This is a genomic window from Paenibacillus sp. FSL H7-0442 (assembly GCF_038593105.1).
Classification (GTDB): Bacteria; Bacillota; Bacilli; order Paenibacillales; family Paenibacillaceae; genus Paenibacillus; species Paenibacillus polymyxa_D.
In genome coordinates this window covers 5,733,476-5,751,163 of the sequence record NZ_CP151963.1, presented here as the reverse complement: position 1 = coordinate 5,751,163, position 17,688 = coordinate 5,733,476, and the positions used below count along the sequence as shown (strand labels likewise).

General features: G+C 47.0%; 16 protein-coding genes. All 16 read left to right on the top strand.

Annotated features, from left to right (window positions below; all coding sequences use genetic code 11):
* Window positions 1-175 precede the first annotated feature (175 nt).
* Window positions 176-1,915: an ABC transporter substrate-binding protein gene (locus tag MHH57_RS25475; protein WP_342434687.1), complete on the top strand. Its 1,740-nt coding sequence runs from the start codon at window positions 176-178 to the stop codon at window positions 1,913-1,915.
* A 68-nt stretch (window positions 1,916-1,983) separates the two neighbouring features.
* On the top strand, window positions 1,984-2,946 hold the full coding sequence (locus MHH57_RS25470; RefSeq protein WP_023991143.1) for an ABC transporter permease: 963 nt from the start codon (window positions 1,984-1,986) through the stop codon (window positions 2,944-2,946).
* An 11-nt stretch (window positions 2,947-2,957) separates the two neighbouring features.
* Window positions 2,958-3,881 (top strand): oligopeptide ABC transporter permease, encoded by a 924-nt coding sequence (gene opp4C / locus MHH57_RS25465; protein ID WP_029518954.1) that lies wholly within the window; start codon window positions 2,958-2,960, stop codon window positions 3,879-3,881.
* 13 nt (window positions 3,882-3,894) lie between these two features.
* Window positions 3,895-4,878, top strand: coding sequence for an ABC transporter ATP-binding protein (locus MHH57_RS25460; protein WP_069012451.1), 984 nt, complete (start codon window positions 3,895-3,897; stop codon window positions 4,876-4,878).
* The gene (locus MHH57_RS25455; RefSeq protein WP_029518952.1) at window positions 4,875-5,840 is read left to right on the top strand and encodes a dipeptide ABC transporter ATP-binding protein; all 966 of its coding nucleotides are present in this window, start codon (window positions 4,875-4,877) and stop codon (window positions 5,838-5,840) included. Before MHH57_RS25460 ends, MHH57_RS25455 begins: the two co-directional genes overlap by 4 nt.
* Before the next feature lie 158 nt (window positions 5,841-5,998).
* On the top strand, window positions 5,999-6,940 hold the full coding sequence (locus MHH57_RS25450) for a D-alanyl-D-alanine carboxypeptidase family protein (RefSeq protein WP_340933807.1): 942 nt from the start codon (window positions 5,999-6,001) through the stop codon (window positions 6,938-6,940).
* A gap of 235 nt (window positions 6,941-7,175) precedes the next feature.
* Complete coding sequence (locus tag MHH57_RS25445) at window positions 7,176-8,234, top strand: LCP family protein (RefSeq protein ID WP_340933804.1); 1,059 nt, start codon at window positions 7,176-7,178, stop codon at window positions 8,232-8,234.
* Between the two features lie 45 nt (window positions 8,235-8,279).
* On the top strand, window positions 8,280-8,708 hold the full coding sequence (locus tag MHH57_RS25440) for a CBS domain-containing protein (protein ID WP_013312792.1): 429 nt from the start codon (window positions 8,280-8,282) through the stop codon (window positions 8,706-8,708).
* Between the two features lie 121 nt (window positions 8,709-8,829).
* On the top strand, window positions 8,830-9,132 hold the full coding sequence (locus tag MHH57_RS25435; RefSeq protein ID WP_013312791.1) for a MazG-like family protein: 303 nt from the start codon (window positions 8,830-8,832) through the stop codon (window positions 9,130-9,132).
* Window positions 9,133-9,137: 5 nt separating this feature from the next.
* Window positions 9,138-10,055: a DUF2232 domain-containing protein gene (locus tag MHH57_RS25430; RefSeq protein WP_342434686.1), complete on the top strand. Its 918-nt coding sequence runs from the start codon at window positions 9,138-9,140 to the stop codon at window positions 10,053-10,055.
* Between the two features lie 11 nt (window positions 10,056-10,066).
* Window positions 10,067-12,055, top strand: coding sequence for a DHH family phosphoesterase (locus tag MHH57_RS25425; RefSeq protein WP_029518947.1), 1,989 nt, complete (start codon window positions 10,067-10,069; stop codon window positions 12,053-12,055).
* The gene (gene rplI, locus MHH57_RS25420; RefSeq protein ID WP_013312788.1) at window positions 12,052-12,495 is read left to right on the top strand and encodes a 50S ribosomal protein L9; all 444 of its coding nucleotides are present in this window, start codon (window positions 12,052-12,054) and stop codon (window positions 12,493-12,495) included. Before MHH57_RS25425 ends, rplI begins: the two co-directional genes overlap by 4 nt.
* A 2-nt stretch (window positions 12,496-12,497) precedes the next feature.
* Window positions 12,498-13,856 carry a replicative DNA helicase gene (dnaB, locus tag MHH57_RS25415; protein WP_013373892.1) on the top strand — a complete coding sequence of 453 codons (1,359 nt, stop codon included), beginning with the start codon at window positions 12,498-12,500 and terminating at the stop codon, window positions 13,854-13,856.
* A gap of 377 nt (window positions 13,857-14,233) precedes the next feature.
* On the top strand, window positions 14,234-15,520 hold the full coding sequence (locus MHH57_RS25410; RefSeq protein ID WP_029518946.1) for an adenylosuccinate synthase: 1,287 nt from the start codon (window positions 14,234-14,236) through the stop codon (window positions 15,518-15,520).
* Between the two features lie 203 nt (window positions 15,521-15,723).
* Window positions 15,724-16,548, top strand: coding sequence for a carbohydrate ABC transporter permease (locus tag MHH57_RS25405; RefSeq protein ID WP_069012367.1), 825 nt, complete (start codon window positions 15,724-15,726; stop codon window positions 16,546-16,548).
* Window positions 16,549-16,601: 53 nt separating this feature from the next.
* Window positions 16,602-17,633 carry an ABC transporter ATP-binding protein gene (locus MHH57_RS25400; protein WP_029518944.1) on the top strand — a complete coding sequence of 344 codons (1,032 nt, stop codon included), beginning with the start codon at window positions 16,602-16,604 and terminating at the stop codon, window positions 17,631-17,633.
* Window positions 17,634-17,688 lie beyond the last annotated feature (55 nt).

Here is a 17,688-nt window from a genome sequence, read left to right as displayed (position 1 = left end):
AAAAATGTAATGGTTGTTAGTACACAAAATTGACCAGAGGTCTAAAACACGCGTTTACGTTATTAGGACAGTAAGGAGGATGTGCAACTTCATTTTCAAACCTCAAGCTTTAACGAATCACCGCAGGAATGAGACAGGCTGTTAAATAAAGAACCGACTAAGGGGGATTAACAGGATGATGCAGACGAAGAAATGGGTTTCTTTGCTTATGGTGCTTACGATCGTTGGTGTTCTGTTTGCAGGATGTAGCGGAGGTGCTAATGAGGCACAGCCACAGCAAGGCAATGCGGATAATAAAACAGAGGGAAATGAAGGTAGTGCACCCGTTACAGAGGGCGTTATTAAAGCGACTGATCTGTCGCAAAATCCTCCGGGAGCGACGAATCGGAAAGATAACATTGTAGTAGGCATGACATCACCTAAAGGGGTATTTAACCCGCTCTTCTGGCAAACAACTTATGATTTATATGTGGTCAGAACGGTATTTGATTCCTTCTTACAGGTGAAGGCAGATGGTACATATGAAAATAGTTTGGCTGACAAGGTTGATGTATCGCCGGATGGTCTAAAATATACATTCCATCTGAAACCAGGTGTGAAGTATAGTGATGGCACGCCAGTAACCGTGAAGGATTATGCTTTTGTCCTCAAGGTACTGCATGATCCGAATTATGATGGAGAAACGGATGTTTTATCTTTTAAGATTAAAGGCGGTAAAGAATATCACGATGGCAAGGCGAATGATATCTCGGGTATCAAGGTCATTGATGATAACACGGTAGAGGTAACGGTTACAGAAGCAACAGCGTATACAAAGGATTTTCTGGGTGAGCAATACTTTATGCCAGAAGCTTATTATGGAAAAGGATTCAAAAAGGGTAACCTGGACAGCATCAAGGCGCTTAATAATAAACCAATCGGCTCCGGGCAGTATGTGCTGAAAAGCTTCTCTCCGGGTCAGCAAGTCGTTCTTGAAGCGAATCCAAACTACTTCAAGGGCGCACCAAAGGTGAAATCAGTTATTTTTAAAACAACAACAGAAGAAACGAACCTGTCTATGCTGCAAACGGGCGAAACGGACATGGACAACATCACAGTTACGGAAGACAATGTAGAGGAATTAAAGGCTCTAGGCTTCTTGGACGTGAATATTATGCCGACAAATGGCTATGGATATATAGCGTTTAATCACAAGGAAAAGAAATTTCAGGACCCTAAAGTACGTCAGGCTTTAACTATTGGGTTAAACCGCAAGGAGATTGTGCAGGGCGTGTATGGTCCATATGCGAATGTTATTAACATTCCACAATCTACAGAATCTTGGTCTTATACGGATGAAAGTATCAACAAATATGAATTTGATACAGCTAAGGCGAAGGCTTTGCTGGATGAGGCAGGCTGGAAGGTTGGTGCTGACGGAATTCGCGAAAAGGGCGGAGAAAAGCTGACCATTAACTTCTCTGCGACTGCTGATAATCCAGTTGTAGAGGCCTTGCTACCGATCATGTCCAATAACTATAAGGAGCTAGGCATCAAGCTGACTTCCGAAACTTTAGATTTTAACGCCATTATGGATAAAAAGGATACAGGCAAGTTCGATATGTTCTTCGCGGCTTGGGGCTTAACTCCAGACCCGGATACAACAACTTTTATTACGAATGGTGCACAAAATGATATCGGCTATTCCAATAAGAAGGTCGATGAACTAACGCTTGCTGGTAAGCATGAGCTGGATCAAGAGAAACGGAAACAGATTTACAAACAGCTCTATCAAGAATTGAACAAAGATCTGCCAACTATTTTTATGTACCAACGCAGAGATATGTGGCCAGTTAATGGACGTGTATCTGGCTTAGAAATTACTCCATACAAAGATTTTGAGTTCACTCTGCATAACGCTCAGATCGCTCAATAAGGGTTGCCAAACGTATGCTCAGCTCTCACGAGCTGGGCATATCACTTTATTCGTCTGGAGGAATGAATATGAAGCAGTACATTATTCGAAGACTGCTGCAACTCATCCCCACACTTATTGGCATATCTATTATCGTATTTGCGATTTCAGCCATGGTGCCGGGTGATTATATTACAGCCAAGCAGAACCCAAATATGACCGCCGAAAAGGCGCAGCAGCTACGACATATCTACGGGCTGGATAAACCGGAATACCAACGCTATTTTATATGGGCCGGTAATATGTTAAAGGGGAATATGGGGGATTCATTACAGCATAAGCAGCCGGTAACGAAGGTCATTGGCAATTATGTATGGAACTCATTTATTATCGCTTTTTTTAGTCTTATTTTCAGCTGGTTGATTGCGGTTATTGCAGGGGTATTTTCAGCCAAGTTCCAATATTCGTTATTCGATAAGTTTGTCACATTATTTATTTTCTTATGTATGTCGCTGCCTTCATTTTTTATTGGTCTATTGGTCATCAAAATATTTGCCCTGGAGTGGGGAATTCTCCCGGTTGGGGGCATGACCACAGCAGGGATGGAGCCAGGCTCATGGGCTTATATGGTGGATGTTCTCAAGCATATGTTCCTGCCGACACTCGTACTTACGATGCTGAGCACAGGAAGCCTGACCCGGTATTTCCGTACAGGCATGTTGGAGGTCATTCGTCAGGATTATATTCGTACCGCACGCGCCAAAGGCTTGAAGGAACGGACAGTTATTTTCAAGCACGCACTGCGCAATGCACTGATTCCAGCCATCACACTACTCGGCTTCGAGCTTCCGGCCTTATTTGGCGGGGCGATGATTCTGGAGAAGGTATTTGTGTGGCCAGGTGTGGGTCAGGTTTATCTGGAGTCGATTAGTATGCGGGATTATCCGTTTATGTTGGGCTTCACGATTTTCTTAGCGTTACTTACGCTTATCGGTAATTTGCTCTCTGATGTATTGTATGGCATGGCAGATCCAAGAATTCGCTTGAAGTAGGAGGGATACTATTGTCCGCAGAAACAGTCACGATTGAAACGAATCAAAAGGCGGCGATCCGTCCTGAAGCGTCTCCATGGAGAATCGCCGTTCGCCGTTTTAACCAAAACCGTCTGGCTTTGGCTGGTCTCGTTATATTAATTCTGATGGTTGTCATTTGTAGTTTTGGACCGATGATTTCACCTTATCATTTAGATGATTACAGGCTAGCTGACAAAAACTTATCGCCTAATGCTAAGTACTGGCTCGGTACGGATAAGTTTGGTAGAGATATTTTGCTGCGAACAATGCTGGCTGGCCGTATTTCCTTGACGGTAGGGCTGGTCGCCACGTTTATTTCGGTCATGATCGGCGCAACGCTGGGTGCGCTGGCAGGGTTTTATCGTAAAGGCGTGGATACGGTTATTATGCGGATTGCCGATATTTTCATGGCACTCCCTACATTACCGCTACTTATTATTTTAGGTGCTGTTCTGTCGGATTTGAAGGTCGATCCGTCGAATCGCATTTATTTTCTGATGCTCATTATCGGGGTCCTGAGCTGGACTAGCTTGTCCCGTCTGGTCAGAGGGCAGATTCTTACGCTGCGTGAACAGGAGTTCATGCAGGCGACGGAAGCGCTAGGCTTGAGAGACCGTCGCAAAATATTCCGGCATTTGCTGCCGAACACGATTCCTACCATTATTGTTACGGCTACGCTTGGAGTAGCGGGTGCGATTATTACAGAATCTGCGCTCAGCTACTTGGGAATCGGTGTTGTGCCGCCCACACCTTCGTGGGGGAATATGATATCGGCTGCGAATAACCTAATTGACTTCCGCAAACGGCCTTGGATATGGGTTCCACCGGGAATGTGTATTCTCATTACAGTTGTAGCGATTAACCTGATTGGCGACGGTTTGCGTGACGCACTGGACCCTAAAATGAAGAAGTAGGAGACGAACGTTTATGAAAAATGCTTTGATTGAATTTCGTAACCTGAAAACCCACTTTCATACCTCTAGCGGAACTGTCAAAGCGGTCAATGACGTCAGTTTTAAAATTCGTGAGGGTGAAACGCTCTGTGTGGTAGGGGAATCTGGCTGCGGTAAGAGTGTAACAGCGATGACGATGATGCGGCTGATTGATTCTCCCCACACCTCAGACGGTGAAATCTGGTTTGAGGGCAAAAACCTCTTAACGCTTAATAAAGGTCAAATGCAGCAGATTCGCGGCAATGACATTTCGATTATTTTTCAGGAGCCCATGTCTTCTCTGAATCCCGTGCTTACGATTGGGGAACAGATCACGGAGCCATTGCTGATGCATACATTAATGAGTAAAAGAGAAGCACATGCTCGGGCAATTGAGCTGATTAATTTGGTGGGGATTTCACGATCGGAAGAAATATTTCATTCCTATCCTCATGAATTGAGTGGCGGTATGCGCCAGCGGATCATGATTGCCATCGCATTAAGCTGTAATCCGAAGCTATTGATTGCGGATGAACCAACAACGGCACTGGATGTTACGATTCAGGCGCAGATTCTGGATTTAATGCGGGATTTGAAGGATAAGCTTAAAACCTCCATTATGCTCATCACGCACGACTTAGGCGTTGTGGCAGAAATGGCTGACTATGTGGTCGTTATGTATGCTGGAAACGTCATTGAAGAGGCGCCTGTCATTGAGCTGTTTAAAAATCCGCAGCATCCATATACTCAAGGCTTACTAAAGGCGAAGCCCGTCATTAATCAGAAAATGGATCGACTGTATTCCATCCCAGGACAGGTTCCAAACCCGATTGAGTTGGGGGAAAATTGTCATTTTCATGATCGGTGCTCCCATTGTATGCAAATTTGCAAGGATCAGGCTCCTCCCTTGAATGAAAAGGAGAATGGTCATAAGGTTGCCTGCTGGCTATATGAGAAAGAAGGAGGGCAACGGATATGAGCGAGCCTTTGATTCAAGTGGAAGGGCTGAAAAAGTATTTCCCGATCACAGGCGGGATTTTTCAGCGTACTGTCGGACATGTGAAAGCAGTCGATGATGTATCCTTTAACATTCATAAGGGTGAATCCTTCGGTCTGGTAGGAGAATCGGGTTGCGGCAAAAGTACGATTGGACGAACAATTCTCAGATTGATGGATAAGACAGAGGGATCGGTACGATATAAAGGTGAAGACTTGCATGCGTTAAACAAAGAGCAGATTCGTGCGCTTCGTCCGAAGTTGCAAATCGTCTTTCAGGACCCTTTTAGCTCACTGAATCCGAGAATTAAGGTCGGTGAAGCCATTGGAGAGGCGTTGCTGGACCACGGGTTGATTGATCGTAGAGAGCTGCGGAAGAAGGTCAATGAAACGCTGAACATTTGCGGGCTGTCCTCGTATCACTATGATCGGTATCCGCATGAGTTCTCTGGCGGTCAGCGTCAGCGGATCGGGATTGCACGGGCTTTGATTTTGAATCCTGATTTTATTGTGGCTGACGAGCCGGTATCTGCTCTGGATGTGTCTATTCAGGCCCAGATCATTAACTTGTTAAGTGATTTGCAGCAGGAACGCCAATTGACCTATCTGTTCATCTCGCATGATCTAAGTGTAGTCGAGCATCTGTGTAGCCGGATTGGTGTGATGTATCTGGGTTCAATGGTAGAGCTTTCCTCCAAGGAGGAACTGTTCAGTAATCCGCTGCATCCGTACACGAAGGCACTGCTATCGGCAGTACCAATTCCTGATCCCACAATTAAGAGACAACGGATTGTGTTGAAAGGAGACATCCCATCTCCGGCCAATCCGCCTTCAGGATGCAAGTTTCATACACGTTGTCCTATGGCAGAAGCGCGTTGTAAAACAGAGACTCCAGTATATCGAGATGCGGGCGATCACCATTTCGTAGCCTGTCACTTTGCCTAAAATATATAATTAGGAGGCAAAATATCCGTCATCCTGAAAGCAGGATTGACGGATATTTTGGCGTGGAATAAAAAAGGTAAAAAAATTGTATCTTTTTTTCGAAAAATTGCAGACAAAATGGATTTTTCATCGTCTAATAGAGTATGGAGGTTATTACGATGATGAAAAAACACTGGATACGTTGGGCTATTGTCGTCCCGTTACTTATTATATTGATTTTTATTACGCTTGGACCCCGCCTGTTGATCGGAAAGCCGAATGTGGATGCAGAGGCCGCGGTGCTGATGGACATGCATACTGGGGAATTACTGATGGATGTGAACGGTGATACGCCTATGCCTTCCGCAAATATGTCCAAGCTCATGACTGAGCTATTGGTGCTGGAGGATATTCGGGCCGGACGGTTAGGCTGGAATGATGAAGTGCGAATTAGCCGTTACGCGAGTACGGTGGGCGGTGTGAATTTGTCCCTCCGGTATGGTGAAAGGATGACCGTATCCGAATTGTTCCAGAGTATGGTTGTGTATTCAGCGAATGATGCCGCTGTCGCGTTAGCCGAGCGTTCAGCAGGGAATGAATCAGCTTTTGTGAAGCGTATGAATGGAAAGGCTGCCCAAATAGGGTTGTCATCCGATAGTCGCTTCAGCAATGCCTCGGGGGCAGGTCAGAGTGAATTGGGGCCCAATCACCCTGAGGATATTCGGGGCGAAACGAAAATGACAGCAAGCGACACGGCGAAGTTGGCCTCCTATTTAATTACGTCACACCCGGAGATTTTGAGAACGTCCAGCCGTACGCAGATGGAGTTGAAGGATAAAGGCATCTACATTAGTAATACGAACTGGATGCTGCCTTCCTTGGCTGGACCGTACTCTTACGCAGGAACAGACGGACTGAAAGCAGGGTACACAAGCGATGCTGGATACTGCTTCACGGGTACCGCTGAGCAGCATGGAAGACGGCTAGTTGCTGTGGTGCTGGGTGCTCCGAGCAAGGAAGAGCGTTTTGAGCAGACCCGGAGGTTGTTCGATTATGGTTTTGCCCTGTCGACTTCTTTTCCGGTGCGACTACAAAATTTGGCGAAACTGGCTCCACATTAAGGGAAAAATGACTTTGAAAGCTACATAGGATACGAATAAAAACATGAATTGGGGCTTTGACCGTGAGGTCGAGGCCCTTTTTGGTATGAATTCGAGGAGCTGACCACGCCATGACACTTTTGACAACAAGGTAGCAGACCTTTTATGCTTTGAGGGGAAGTTTTCGCTTCATGAGGGATCAATTCGGTTTAATGAAGAGATGGGATTTGTGACGGAAAGAAGGAAGGTACCGGTTATGGAGAGAAGACATAGGAGAAGGACCCGTGGAAAGACCAAAAAGAAAAAGAGGTTTACCGCTCTATATATTTCATGTATTGTTTTATTTTTGATTGCATTGGGAGGCTACCTGTTCCGCAAACAGCTGACACTGGTGGCTTTTGACTGGTTTGTATCACCGACGTTGGAAAGCAAGCTGGAGAAATCCTATCAGCCCCGACAATCCGGGGAACAGCAGCAGCAAGAGACAGTAGCTTACCGTAAGGAACCTTTTTCGGTACTGTTATTGGGTACGGATCAAAGACCCAATGAAAAGGCGCGTGGTCGCTCGGATACGGTTATGTATGCGGTAGTACGGCCCGCGGAATCGCGTGTGCTTCTGGTTTCTATTCCAAGGGATACGTACGTACAGATTGCCGGACATGATCCGAATCGCGATGGCGAGGATGATTTTGATAAGTTGGGGCATGCTTATGCGTTCGGAGGCGAAGATATGTCCATGGCTACAGTAGAGAAGTTGATGGAGCATAAGGCCGATTATTATGCTACGATTAATTTCCAGGGTATTCAGGATGCGGTGAATGCAGTGGGTGGAGTTGTGCTTCCAATCGACAAGCCCATTGAGAATAAGAATCCGCTGCATATCAAGTTCCGTATTGAGGCGGGCAAGCCGCTTTATAATGGTGAGGAAGCCATGTATTATGTTAGATATCGGGAAGATAGCGACTTCAACCGTACCAAACGGCAGCAAATTTTCCTGAACGCTATGGCGGATAAGCTGCTGAATATCAACGGAATTACCAAGATTCCAGAGTTGCTCGATATTATGGGAGCCAATTTCAAAACCGACATGGAACCTACTTTTATTACTGGGCTTGGCAAGCAGGCTATTTCACAGGGGAATCCGCAAATTTCAAGTTTTACGATTACGGGGGAAGGGTTCAAGAAGAAGGGCCTGTATTATGACCGGGCTAATGAACAGGAACTTGAATATGCCAGACTCATAATTGCCAACTGGCTAGATTCCGATACAACCCCGCAGACGCTGAGGCTTCCCGACAAGCAGGACATTCAGTGAATAATCAATTGATTTATATTTGATTTTGAGGGGGATTCGTTTCTCATGAATATCGCTTTTTTCTTGCTTCCCAAACAGGAAGTTGCTTGTGTAACGGCGGATGCTACTTTACGGCAAACGTTGGAACGGATGGAATATCACCGTTTTACAGCGGTTCCTATTTTAGATAAGGAAGGTAGATATACAGGTACGGTTACAGAAGGTGATCTGTTGTGGCATATGAAAGAGTCCGAGGGGAAAATCACCTTTGAAAACGCTTCTAAGTTTATGCTTAAGGACGTTCCGTTGCGGGTTACGATGAAGCCCGTGTCCATTGATGCTAACATGGAGGATTTAATCAATTTGGCTAAGGTACAGAACTTTGTGCCCGTTGTAGATGATATGGAACGGTTTATTGGCATTGTACGTCGGAGCCAGATTATTGAGTATTGTGAAAAATTTGTATCCAGAGAATCGCTTAATACTTCAAGCTAAAATAAGCAACAAAGCTGCTCCGAAAATAACAATTTACCCTATGGGGTAACAGTTATTTTCAGAATAGGATATGCTATAATGGAGAATAAAGCTTTTTCAGAGGGGTGTGACTCTTCATCATATGCCTAAAGAAATGGATGTAGTTAAACGAGCCAAGGTTATTGAATGGCTTAAAACAGAGGTGCTGGACCAAGTCTCCCGTTTGTTTAAGGCAATGTGGGAAGGCAGTACAGCCCGCATTGGTGATTGCTTGGCGAGCTTAGTGATGAGCAGTTATATTTTGGGGAGGCGCCTTGGAGTGTCTTACCGTGAATTGGATGATCTACTCATCGACAAGCTAAGAAAGCACAGAAAAGAAGGACACCAGCTGGAGGATTGGTATCAGGACATTTCCGCACTGGAAGAACATATGCGTAAGAGGTGAAAACGTTGAAATTCCGCTTGGCAACTGTAGCATGGAGCGTCATTTATTTGCTTCTGCTGCTGACTCTATTGACACCATTAAGAATCATTACCGTATTTTTACTGATTGTGCCTGGCGCTGTATTGTTTTCATCGCTGCCTTTCAAAGGATTTCTGGTCCACGTCATACCGGTGCTGCTCATTATAGCGCTACTCGATGTGTATTCGCTGCTCCCTGCGATTTATTTTCTGATTCCTTCAATCATGATGGGACGGATATATAAAAAGGGAGGACCTGCTTTTCAGGTGTTAATGACCGGAATGGGCATTATTTTAGCCGAGTTGTTGGTTGTTCTGTTTATCGCCACGTATTCCTTTGGGTTTGATCTTGCACAGTATCTTCGTGATCAGGCTGCGATATCGGCAAGTATTGTACAGCAGGTTTTGAGTGCTAATCCGATGTTTTCAAACATGAATTGGACGGCAGAGGATACGCAGAAACTCGGCACAATGCTGATTGGAAAAATTCCGTATGTGCTGATCGTGACCTCGTTCATATTGGCAGTGATTACGCACGCTTTGGCACGTCCGGCATTGAGCAGTCTCGATGTACCAGTACGCAAAATGAAGCCTGCCCGCGAGTGGAGGCTACCGCGCGCGCTGATCTGGTATTATCTGCTGGCAATTGTAATTGAATGGATAGCAGGGTCTTCCGATAGCGGCTGGATTCAAATGGTCTCCATTAGTATGCTGCCGCTGATTCATGCATGTTTTATTATCCAGACAATTGGTTTTGTATACTTCTGGACGCATAGCCGTAAAATGAGCCCGGTGATTGCGTTGCTGCTGTCGCTCATCGTTCTGGTGTTCCAGCCGCTCCGCATTATAGGTATTATTGATTTGGCCTTTCCGCTGCGTGAAGCTATTACAAGATCAAAGAAATAGGGTGAACAGTCATGCCTAAATTTCTACAAAAACGCTGGCACGGCTATCAGACGGTCTGGGCGTTTTTGCTGCTGCTGGTCCTTGTCATATGTATTTCCATGTACAACTGGGAACTGGGTGTGATAGGACTGTTGCTGTCATTCTTGCTCGGCGGGCTGATGCTGAAGACGGAATTGGATTTTCGTCGGGAACTGAATCAATATATCAGCGGTCTTTCCTTCCGGATCAAGCGGGTGGAAGGGGAAGCGATTAGCACATTGCCGTTCGGCATCATTTTATACAGTGAAAATCGAACGGTAGAATGGCACAATCGGTTTGCCGGGGAGATGTTTGAGGAGCAATCGCTGATTGGTGAGTCTCTTCATGATTTGTTTCCTCAACTCGCAGGTGCCCTAAGCACCAAAAAGGAAACAAAGGAGCCTGCTCGTGAGCTGAAGGTGGAGCTACAGCATGATGAGCGTCATTATCAGTTTCTGATCGTGCCCGATGAGCGTCTGATATATTTGTATGAAGTAACGGATTTGGCGGTGCTACGCAAGCAGTATGAAAACGAGCGATTGGCGCTCGGTATCGTCATGCTCGATAATATGGACGAGGCTGCTCAGGGGATGGACGATCAGCAACGCACCGCGCTTATTGCGAAGGTGTCAAGCGAGATTACATCTTGGGCTAATCAGTACAATATTTATTTGCGCCGATTATCTTCTGAGCGTTATCTCATTATGCTGAATCATAAAGCGCTCCAGGAGCTGGAGCAAAGTCGATTCGTCATTCTGGATACCGTAAGGGAAATGACGGCGGATTTGAAAGTACCGATGACACTGAGTATTGGCTTGTCCTTCGGTGCAGAGAGCATCAAGGAGCTAGGCGAGCTGGCCCAATCCAGTCTGGATATGGCGCTTGGACGTGGGGGCGATCAGGCAGCAGTGAAGGCGGGACAACGCCTGTCCTTCTACGGAGGCAAGTCCAATGCTGTCGAGAAGCGTACCAGAGTGCGTGCCCGAGTGATTGCACATGCGTTGCGTGATCTGATGCAGGAGAGTGACCGCGTCCTGATCATGGGACACAAAATACCGGACATGGATGCGGTGGGAGCCGCCATCGGTGTGTGGAAGGCTGCGGCACTTTACAATGTAGAGGCACATATCGTACTCGATAAATCCAATCCGTCTATCGACCGAATGATGGAGCAGGTAAACAAGGATGAGAATCTATCGCAAGCGCTCTTGACGCCAGAGCAGTCGCTCCAGCTGATGACTGAGCACAGTCTGCTGGTCGTGGTGGACACGCACAAGGCCTCCATGACGATTGAGCCGCGTCTGGTGCAAACGGCCAGTCGGGTGGTGGTTGTCGACCATCATCGTCGGGGCGAGGAATTTATTAATGATTCGGTTCTGATCTACTTGGAGCCCTATGCGTCATCGGCCTGTGAGCTGGTGACCGAGCTGCTGCAATATATTCATGAGAAGGTCCAACTGACACCGCTGGAGGCAACATCACTGCTGGCAGGGATTACGGTGGATACCAAGCATTTTTCCCTGCATACAGGCTCGCGTACATTCGAGGCAGCCGGCTTTTTACGGCGTAGCGGAGCAGATACAGTTATGATCCAGCGCATGTTAAAAGAGGACCTGGATGAATATATTGCTAAGGCGGAAATTATTAAGCATGCTAAAATGATATATGGGCATATCGCAATTGCGGTAACTGAGCCCGGACAGAAAATACCGCAGCTCCTGATTGCTCAGGTGGCGGATTCATTACTCAATATGACGGATGTACTGGCCTCCTTTGTGGTCAGTGAACGTCCTGACGGCCTGGTGGGGATCAGCGCCCGTTCACTCGGACGCATGAACGTACAGGTCGTCATGGAACGGCTAGGCGGCGGAGGACATCTGACGAATGCGGCGGTTCAGCTGGATTGCCCGCTGGAGGAAGCTAAGCGCAGAGTGGTCGACGTGCTGGCCGAAATTGATGGGGAAGAGGGGTTATTTGAATGAAAGTGATATTCATTAAAGATATGAAGGGCCAAGGCAAGAAGGGGCAAATTAAGGAAGTGTCGGACGGTTATGCAGCGAATTTCCTGTTGCCGCGTGGTGTTGCCCGTCCAGCGACAGAAGGAAATATGAAGACGCTGGAAAACCAGAATGCTGCTGAGGAAAAGCGCAAGCAAGAGGAAAAGGAAGAGGCGCAAGCGCTCGGCAAAAAGCTGGAAGAGACAACGGTTCAGCTCAAGGCGAAGGCTGGTGAAGGTGGACGACTGTTCGGCGCGATTACAAGCAAGCAAATCGCGGAGGCAGTAGCTAAAACTGGTATCAAGCTGGACAAACGCAAAATTGAGCTGGAAGAACCGATTCGTACGTTGGGCGTGACTCAAATGACCGTTAAGCTTCATCCTGAGGTCAAAGCTACGCTGAAAGTACAGGTGACTGAAGAATAATTATGGGCGGCGAATTTTTTGATCGGATTCCTCCGCAAAATCTGGAGGCTGAACAGGCGGTTATCGGGTCTATTTTGCTCCAGTCTGAAGCACTGATTACCGCAATGGAGCGGGTGCAGACCGAGGACTTTTATGATAAGGCTCATCAGATGATTTACGAAGCAATGATTGAGCTGGGTGAATCCGGACAGCCGATTGACTTGGTTACGCTGACCTCGAAAATTCAGGACAAGGGACAGCTAGAGGATATCGGTGGTGTCAGTTATCTGGCGAAGCTGGCTCACGGGGTGCCAACAGCGGCTAACGTAGATTACTATGCCCAGATCATTGAAGAAAAAGCGATGCTTCGTCGCTTGATTCGTGCAGCTACGCAGATTGTGAGCGAAGGCTATAGCAGTGGCGAGGATGTCGCTGGTATGCTGAGCGATGCTGAGCGCAAGATTATGGAGATATCCAACGGGCGCTCAGGTAGTGGTTTTATTGCCATCCGCGATGTCGTGATGGAAGTGTTTGACCGCGTTGAATTGCTGCATCAGAACAAGGGCAATACGACTGGGATTCCGTCCGGGTTTGTTGATTTGGACAAGATGACGGCGGGGTTCCAGCGCAATGACTTGATCATTGTGGCCGCCCGTCCATCCGTAGGTAAAACAGCGTTTGCTCTGAATATTGCGCAAAACGTTGCGGTTCGGGCAAAGGAGACAGTAGCCATCTTCAGTCTGGAGATGTCGGCCGCTCAGCTCGTGCAGCGGATGATTTGTGCCGAGGCCAATCTGGACGCGAACGTCATGCGGACAGGTGAGTTTAAAGGCGACGACGATTGGGCGAAGCTGACGATGGGCATTGCAGCCTTGTCAGAGGCGGAAATCTATATCGATGATACACCCGGCATCACTGTGGCGGATATCCGTGCCAAATGCCGCCGTCTCAAGGCGGAAAAGGGACTGGGTATGATCGTAATCGACTACTTGCAGCTTATTCACGGACGAGGCAAAGCAGGCGAGAACCGGCAGCAGGAGGTATCTGAAATCTCACGGACATTGAAGCAAATCGCTCGTGAACTTGAAGTGCCTGTAATTGCCCTCTCCCAGCTGAGCCGGGGTGTGGAGCAGCGTCAAGACAAGCGGCCGATGATGAGTGACTTGCGGGAATCAGGTTCTATCGAGCAGGATGCTGATATCGTGGCGTTTCTGTACCGGGATGATTACTATAATCAGGAAACAGAAAAGAAGAATATTATTGAGATTATCATTGCCAAGCAGCGTAACGGCCCGGTCGGTACGGTAGAGTTGGTCTTTCTCAAAAATTATAATAAATTCGCTAATTACGAGCGTGCCCATTCGGATGCGTTCGCCGGATAACATATTAGTATCATTAAAAAAGGCTCTTTCGACGCGGATTTCGCGATCTCGAAAGGGTCCTTTTTTATAGAATTCACATATTTTCATATAAGGAATGAAACTCTCAATTACGAACAATACTATTTTCATGTAATATAATGTTCGCTTTTTATTTGACTTTAAAAAATGGTGCTGTTACACTTATAGTGCTGCTTCAACGCAGTGGGGAGAACATTACGCCCGGGGCTTTCCGAACCTACGGAATGTCTGCGACGGACGTTTTTTCCTGCTGTCCGAGAGCGCTCCATATCTGCTCGCTCAGGCGGTTGAAGTCGGATATGCGTAGTGTGTCAGCTCAAAATCAGAGTGTCTGTGGGCACTCCACGGAGGAATGAAACATGTCAACTGTAGTCGTTGTGGGAACACAATGGGGAGACGAAGGCAAAGGTAAAATCACGGACTATCTGGCGGAAAGCGCTGAAGTAGTGGCCCGTTACCAAGGCGGAAACAATGCTGGTCATACGATTCTCATTGACGGTAAAAAGTACAAGCTGAGCCTGATTCCATCCGGCGTTTTTTATGAAGATAAAAAGTGTGTTATTGGCAACGGCATGGTCGTAAATCCAGCCGCTCTTATTGAAGAAATTACTTACATTCATGATAATGGTTTTTCCACAAAAAATCTGGTTATTAGCGACCGTGCACATGTGATTATGCCGTACCATATGACGCTGGATGTGCTGGAAGAAGACCGCAAGGGTCCTAACAAAATTGGTACTACCCGTAAAGGGATCGGCCCTGCTTATATGGATAAAGCTGCACGTAACGGTATTCGTATTGCTGATTTGCTGGATGCAGAGGAATTCGAAAAGAAGCTGCGCCATCAAACGAAAGAAAAAAATCAAGTGATTGAGCAAGTATATGGCGGCGAGCCATTGGATGTAGAAGCAATACTAAAACAGTATCTGGAATATGCTGAATTTATCCGTCCTTATGTAGGAGATACATCTGTCGTGTTGAATGATGCAATTGACGCAAATCAAAAGGTACTGTTTGAAGGTGCGCAAGGCGTTATGCTTGATATCGACCAAGGTACGTATCCTTACGTTACGTCCTCCAACCCGTCGGCTGGCGGCGTATGTATTGGTTCCGGTGTGGGTCCATCCAAGATTCAACAAGTCATCGGTGTAGCTAAATCGTATACAACTCGTGTTGGCGATGGACCCTTCCCAACTGAGCTGAACGATGAAGTCGGCGATTACATTCGTGAAACAGGTCATGAGTACGGTACGGTTACAGGTCGTGCTCGTCGTGTAGGCTGGTTTGACAGCGTCGTTGTGCGCCATGCCCGTCGTGTCAGTGGATTAACGGGTCTTTCCCTGAACTCGCTGGACGTATTGACTGGCCTGAAAACGGTGAAAATTTGCACAGGTTACAAGTACCGCGGTGAGGTGATTACGCATTATCCGGCTAGCCTGAAAATGCTGGCGGAGTGCGAAGCGGTATATGAAGAAATGCCAGGTTGGAGCGAAGACATCACTGGCGTGAAAACGCTGGAGGAACTGCCTGAGACTACACGCAATTACGTACAACGCGTGTCTGATCTGACAGGTATCCCAATTGCTATTTTCTCGGTTGGGCGTAATCGTGATCAAACGAATCAGGTGCTTCCGATTTATTTGTAGGACAAGAATGATATAGCTATTAATACATGTTCAAAGAGAGAGGCTGTTAGCAGCCTCTCTCTTTTTTTATTCTGTGAAGTGTTAAATGGTATCTTTCCCTTTACATAATCTTATCTTCCTTGTCGATTTGTGATAACAAACCCTCTCTATAATCCAAATAGAAAAGAGATTTGGACGTCTAGACGTCTTGAGAGGGATGAATTATGAACTGGTATCTTCGCTCACTCGGCACACGCAAAATTGTTGAATTCATCGTGCTTATCATTTTCGTCATCTTTTTCCTGGGGCCTCTGACCAATCTCCTCCTCTTGGCGGTTTCAGGAAAATGGCAGTATCCTGCACCGCTCCCGCAGAGCTTGTCACTGGAATGGTGGAAGTTTGTACTTACCCAGGATGATGTAGTCAGCTCGATTTCCCTATCCTTCCTGATTGCGATTACCGTTACGGTCTGCTCCATTATCGTATGTATTCCTGCTGCTTATGCCTTTGCACGAATTTCTTTCCCGCTCAGTAAGTGGTTTCTTTTCTCATTCCTGCTTACACATGCTTTTCCGAAAATGGGTTTGTATGTGTCCATTGCCGTACTATTCTACCAATTCGGGTTGATGAACACTTTTGCAGGCATTGTGCTCATCCATATGGTAAACACACTCATGTATATGACCTGGATTCCATCCTCTGCCTTCCGCAGCGTACATCGCGCACAGGAGGAGTCGGCGCGGGATGCTGGAGCCGGACCCTTTCGGGTGTTTTGGAAAATCACCTTTCCTATGGCGCTGCCCGGCATTGTGGTCGCCTCCATCTTTACTTTTCTTGCTTCACTGGATGAAGCACAAGGGACACTCCTTGTCGGAACGCCGGACTATAAAACAATGCCAGTCATCATGTATTCCATCATTGCTGATTATCCGAGCACAACAGGTGCTGTTTTCTCAGTCATTCTAACCCTGCCAACGATCATTCTGCTATTGGCAGCCAAGCGTTTTGTAAGTGCCGATGTACTGGCAGGCGGATTTCAGGTGAAATAACGTAATTGGTCAAAAGAGGAGTTTGCAAAATCCTGAAAAAGGAGCCTAAGCTAATGCCCATTCAATTATCCATTCAAGAGTTAACCAAGCGCTTCAAGACAGGAGACGGAGTCAAAGGCATTTCACTTGACGTGATGAAGGGAGAGCTGGTGACACTGCTGGGACCTTCCGGCTGTGGTAAAACAACCGTGCTTCGCTCCATTGGCGGTTTTTTGGACCCGGACAGTGGCGACATTCAGATTCAGGGTAAAAGCGTACTCAAGCTGCCGCCCGAAAAACGTCCGACGGCTATGGTGTTCCAAAGCTATAATTTGTGGCCGCATATGACCGTGTATGACAACCTGGCTTTCGGGTTGAAGATTCGAAAGGTGAAGAAGACAGAAATTGACCGTCAGGTGAAGGAAGCGCTAGCGCTGGTTCGGCTAGAGAGCGCAGAGCGTAAAACGCCGGGACAGCTCTCGGGAGGTCAGCAGCAGCGGGTAGCACTCGCTCGGGCTTTGCTGCTAAAGCCTGATGTATTGCTGCTGGACGAGCCTTTTTCCGCGCTTGATGCCAAATTGCGCATGGAGATGAGAGAGGAGCTGCGTGATATTCAGACCCAGACAGGAATGACGATGGTGTTCGTCACCCATGATCAGGAGGAGGCGCTGTCCATTTCCGACCGAATCGTCGTTATGAATGCGGGCCGGATTGAGCAACTTTCTTCGCCGCAGGAGATTTATGACAAGCCACAGTCCCTTTTTGTAGCGGGTTTTATTGGCCGTATCAATTTATTAAAGGGGGTGAGCACAGGTCGCAGTGTCTCTGTGAGCGGAATACCGTTTGCACAAGAGCATGAATACACAGGTGAATCCATGGTTGGTGTAAGACCAGAGGATATTGTTCTGACGACGGAAGAAAATGGTTCTCTAGCCGGAACAATCAGACAAGTGATGATTCTAGGGCATTATGCGGAAGTTTCGCTGGATAGCGGTACCCATCATCTGAAAATGTTTGTGCCGCGTGAACGAGCGGCCGAGCTGCGCAGTGGAGAGCACATCAGATTCAGCTTCAGTAAAATAGTTACTTTTCCAGCAGCACAGTGAAGATTCACGATCAACCTCTATATCGCATCAATGTCCGTCACGAACGCATCATCTG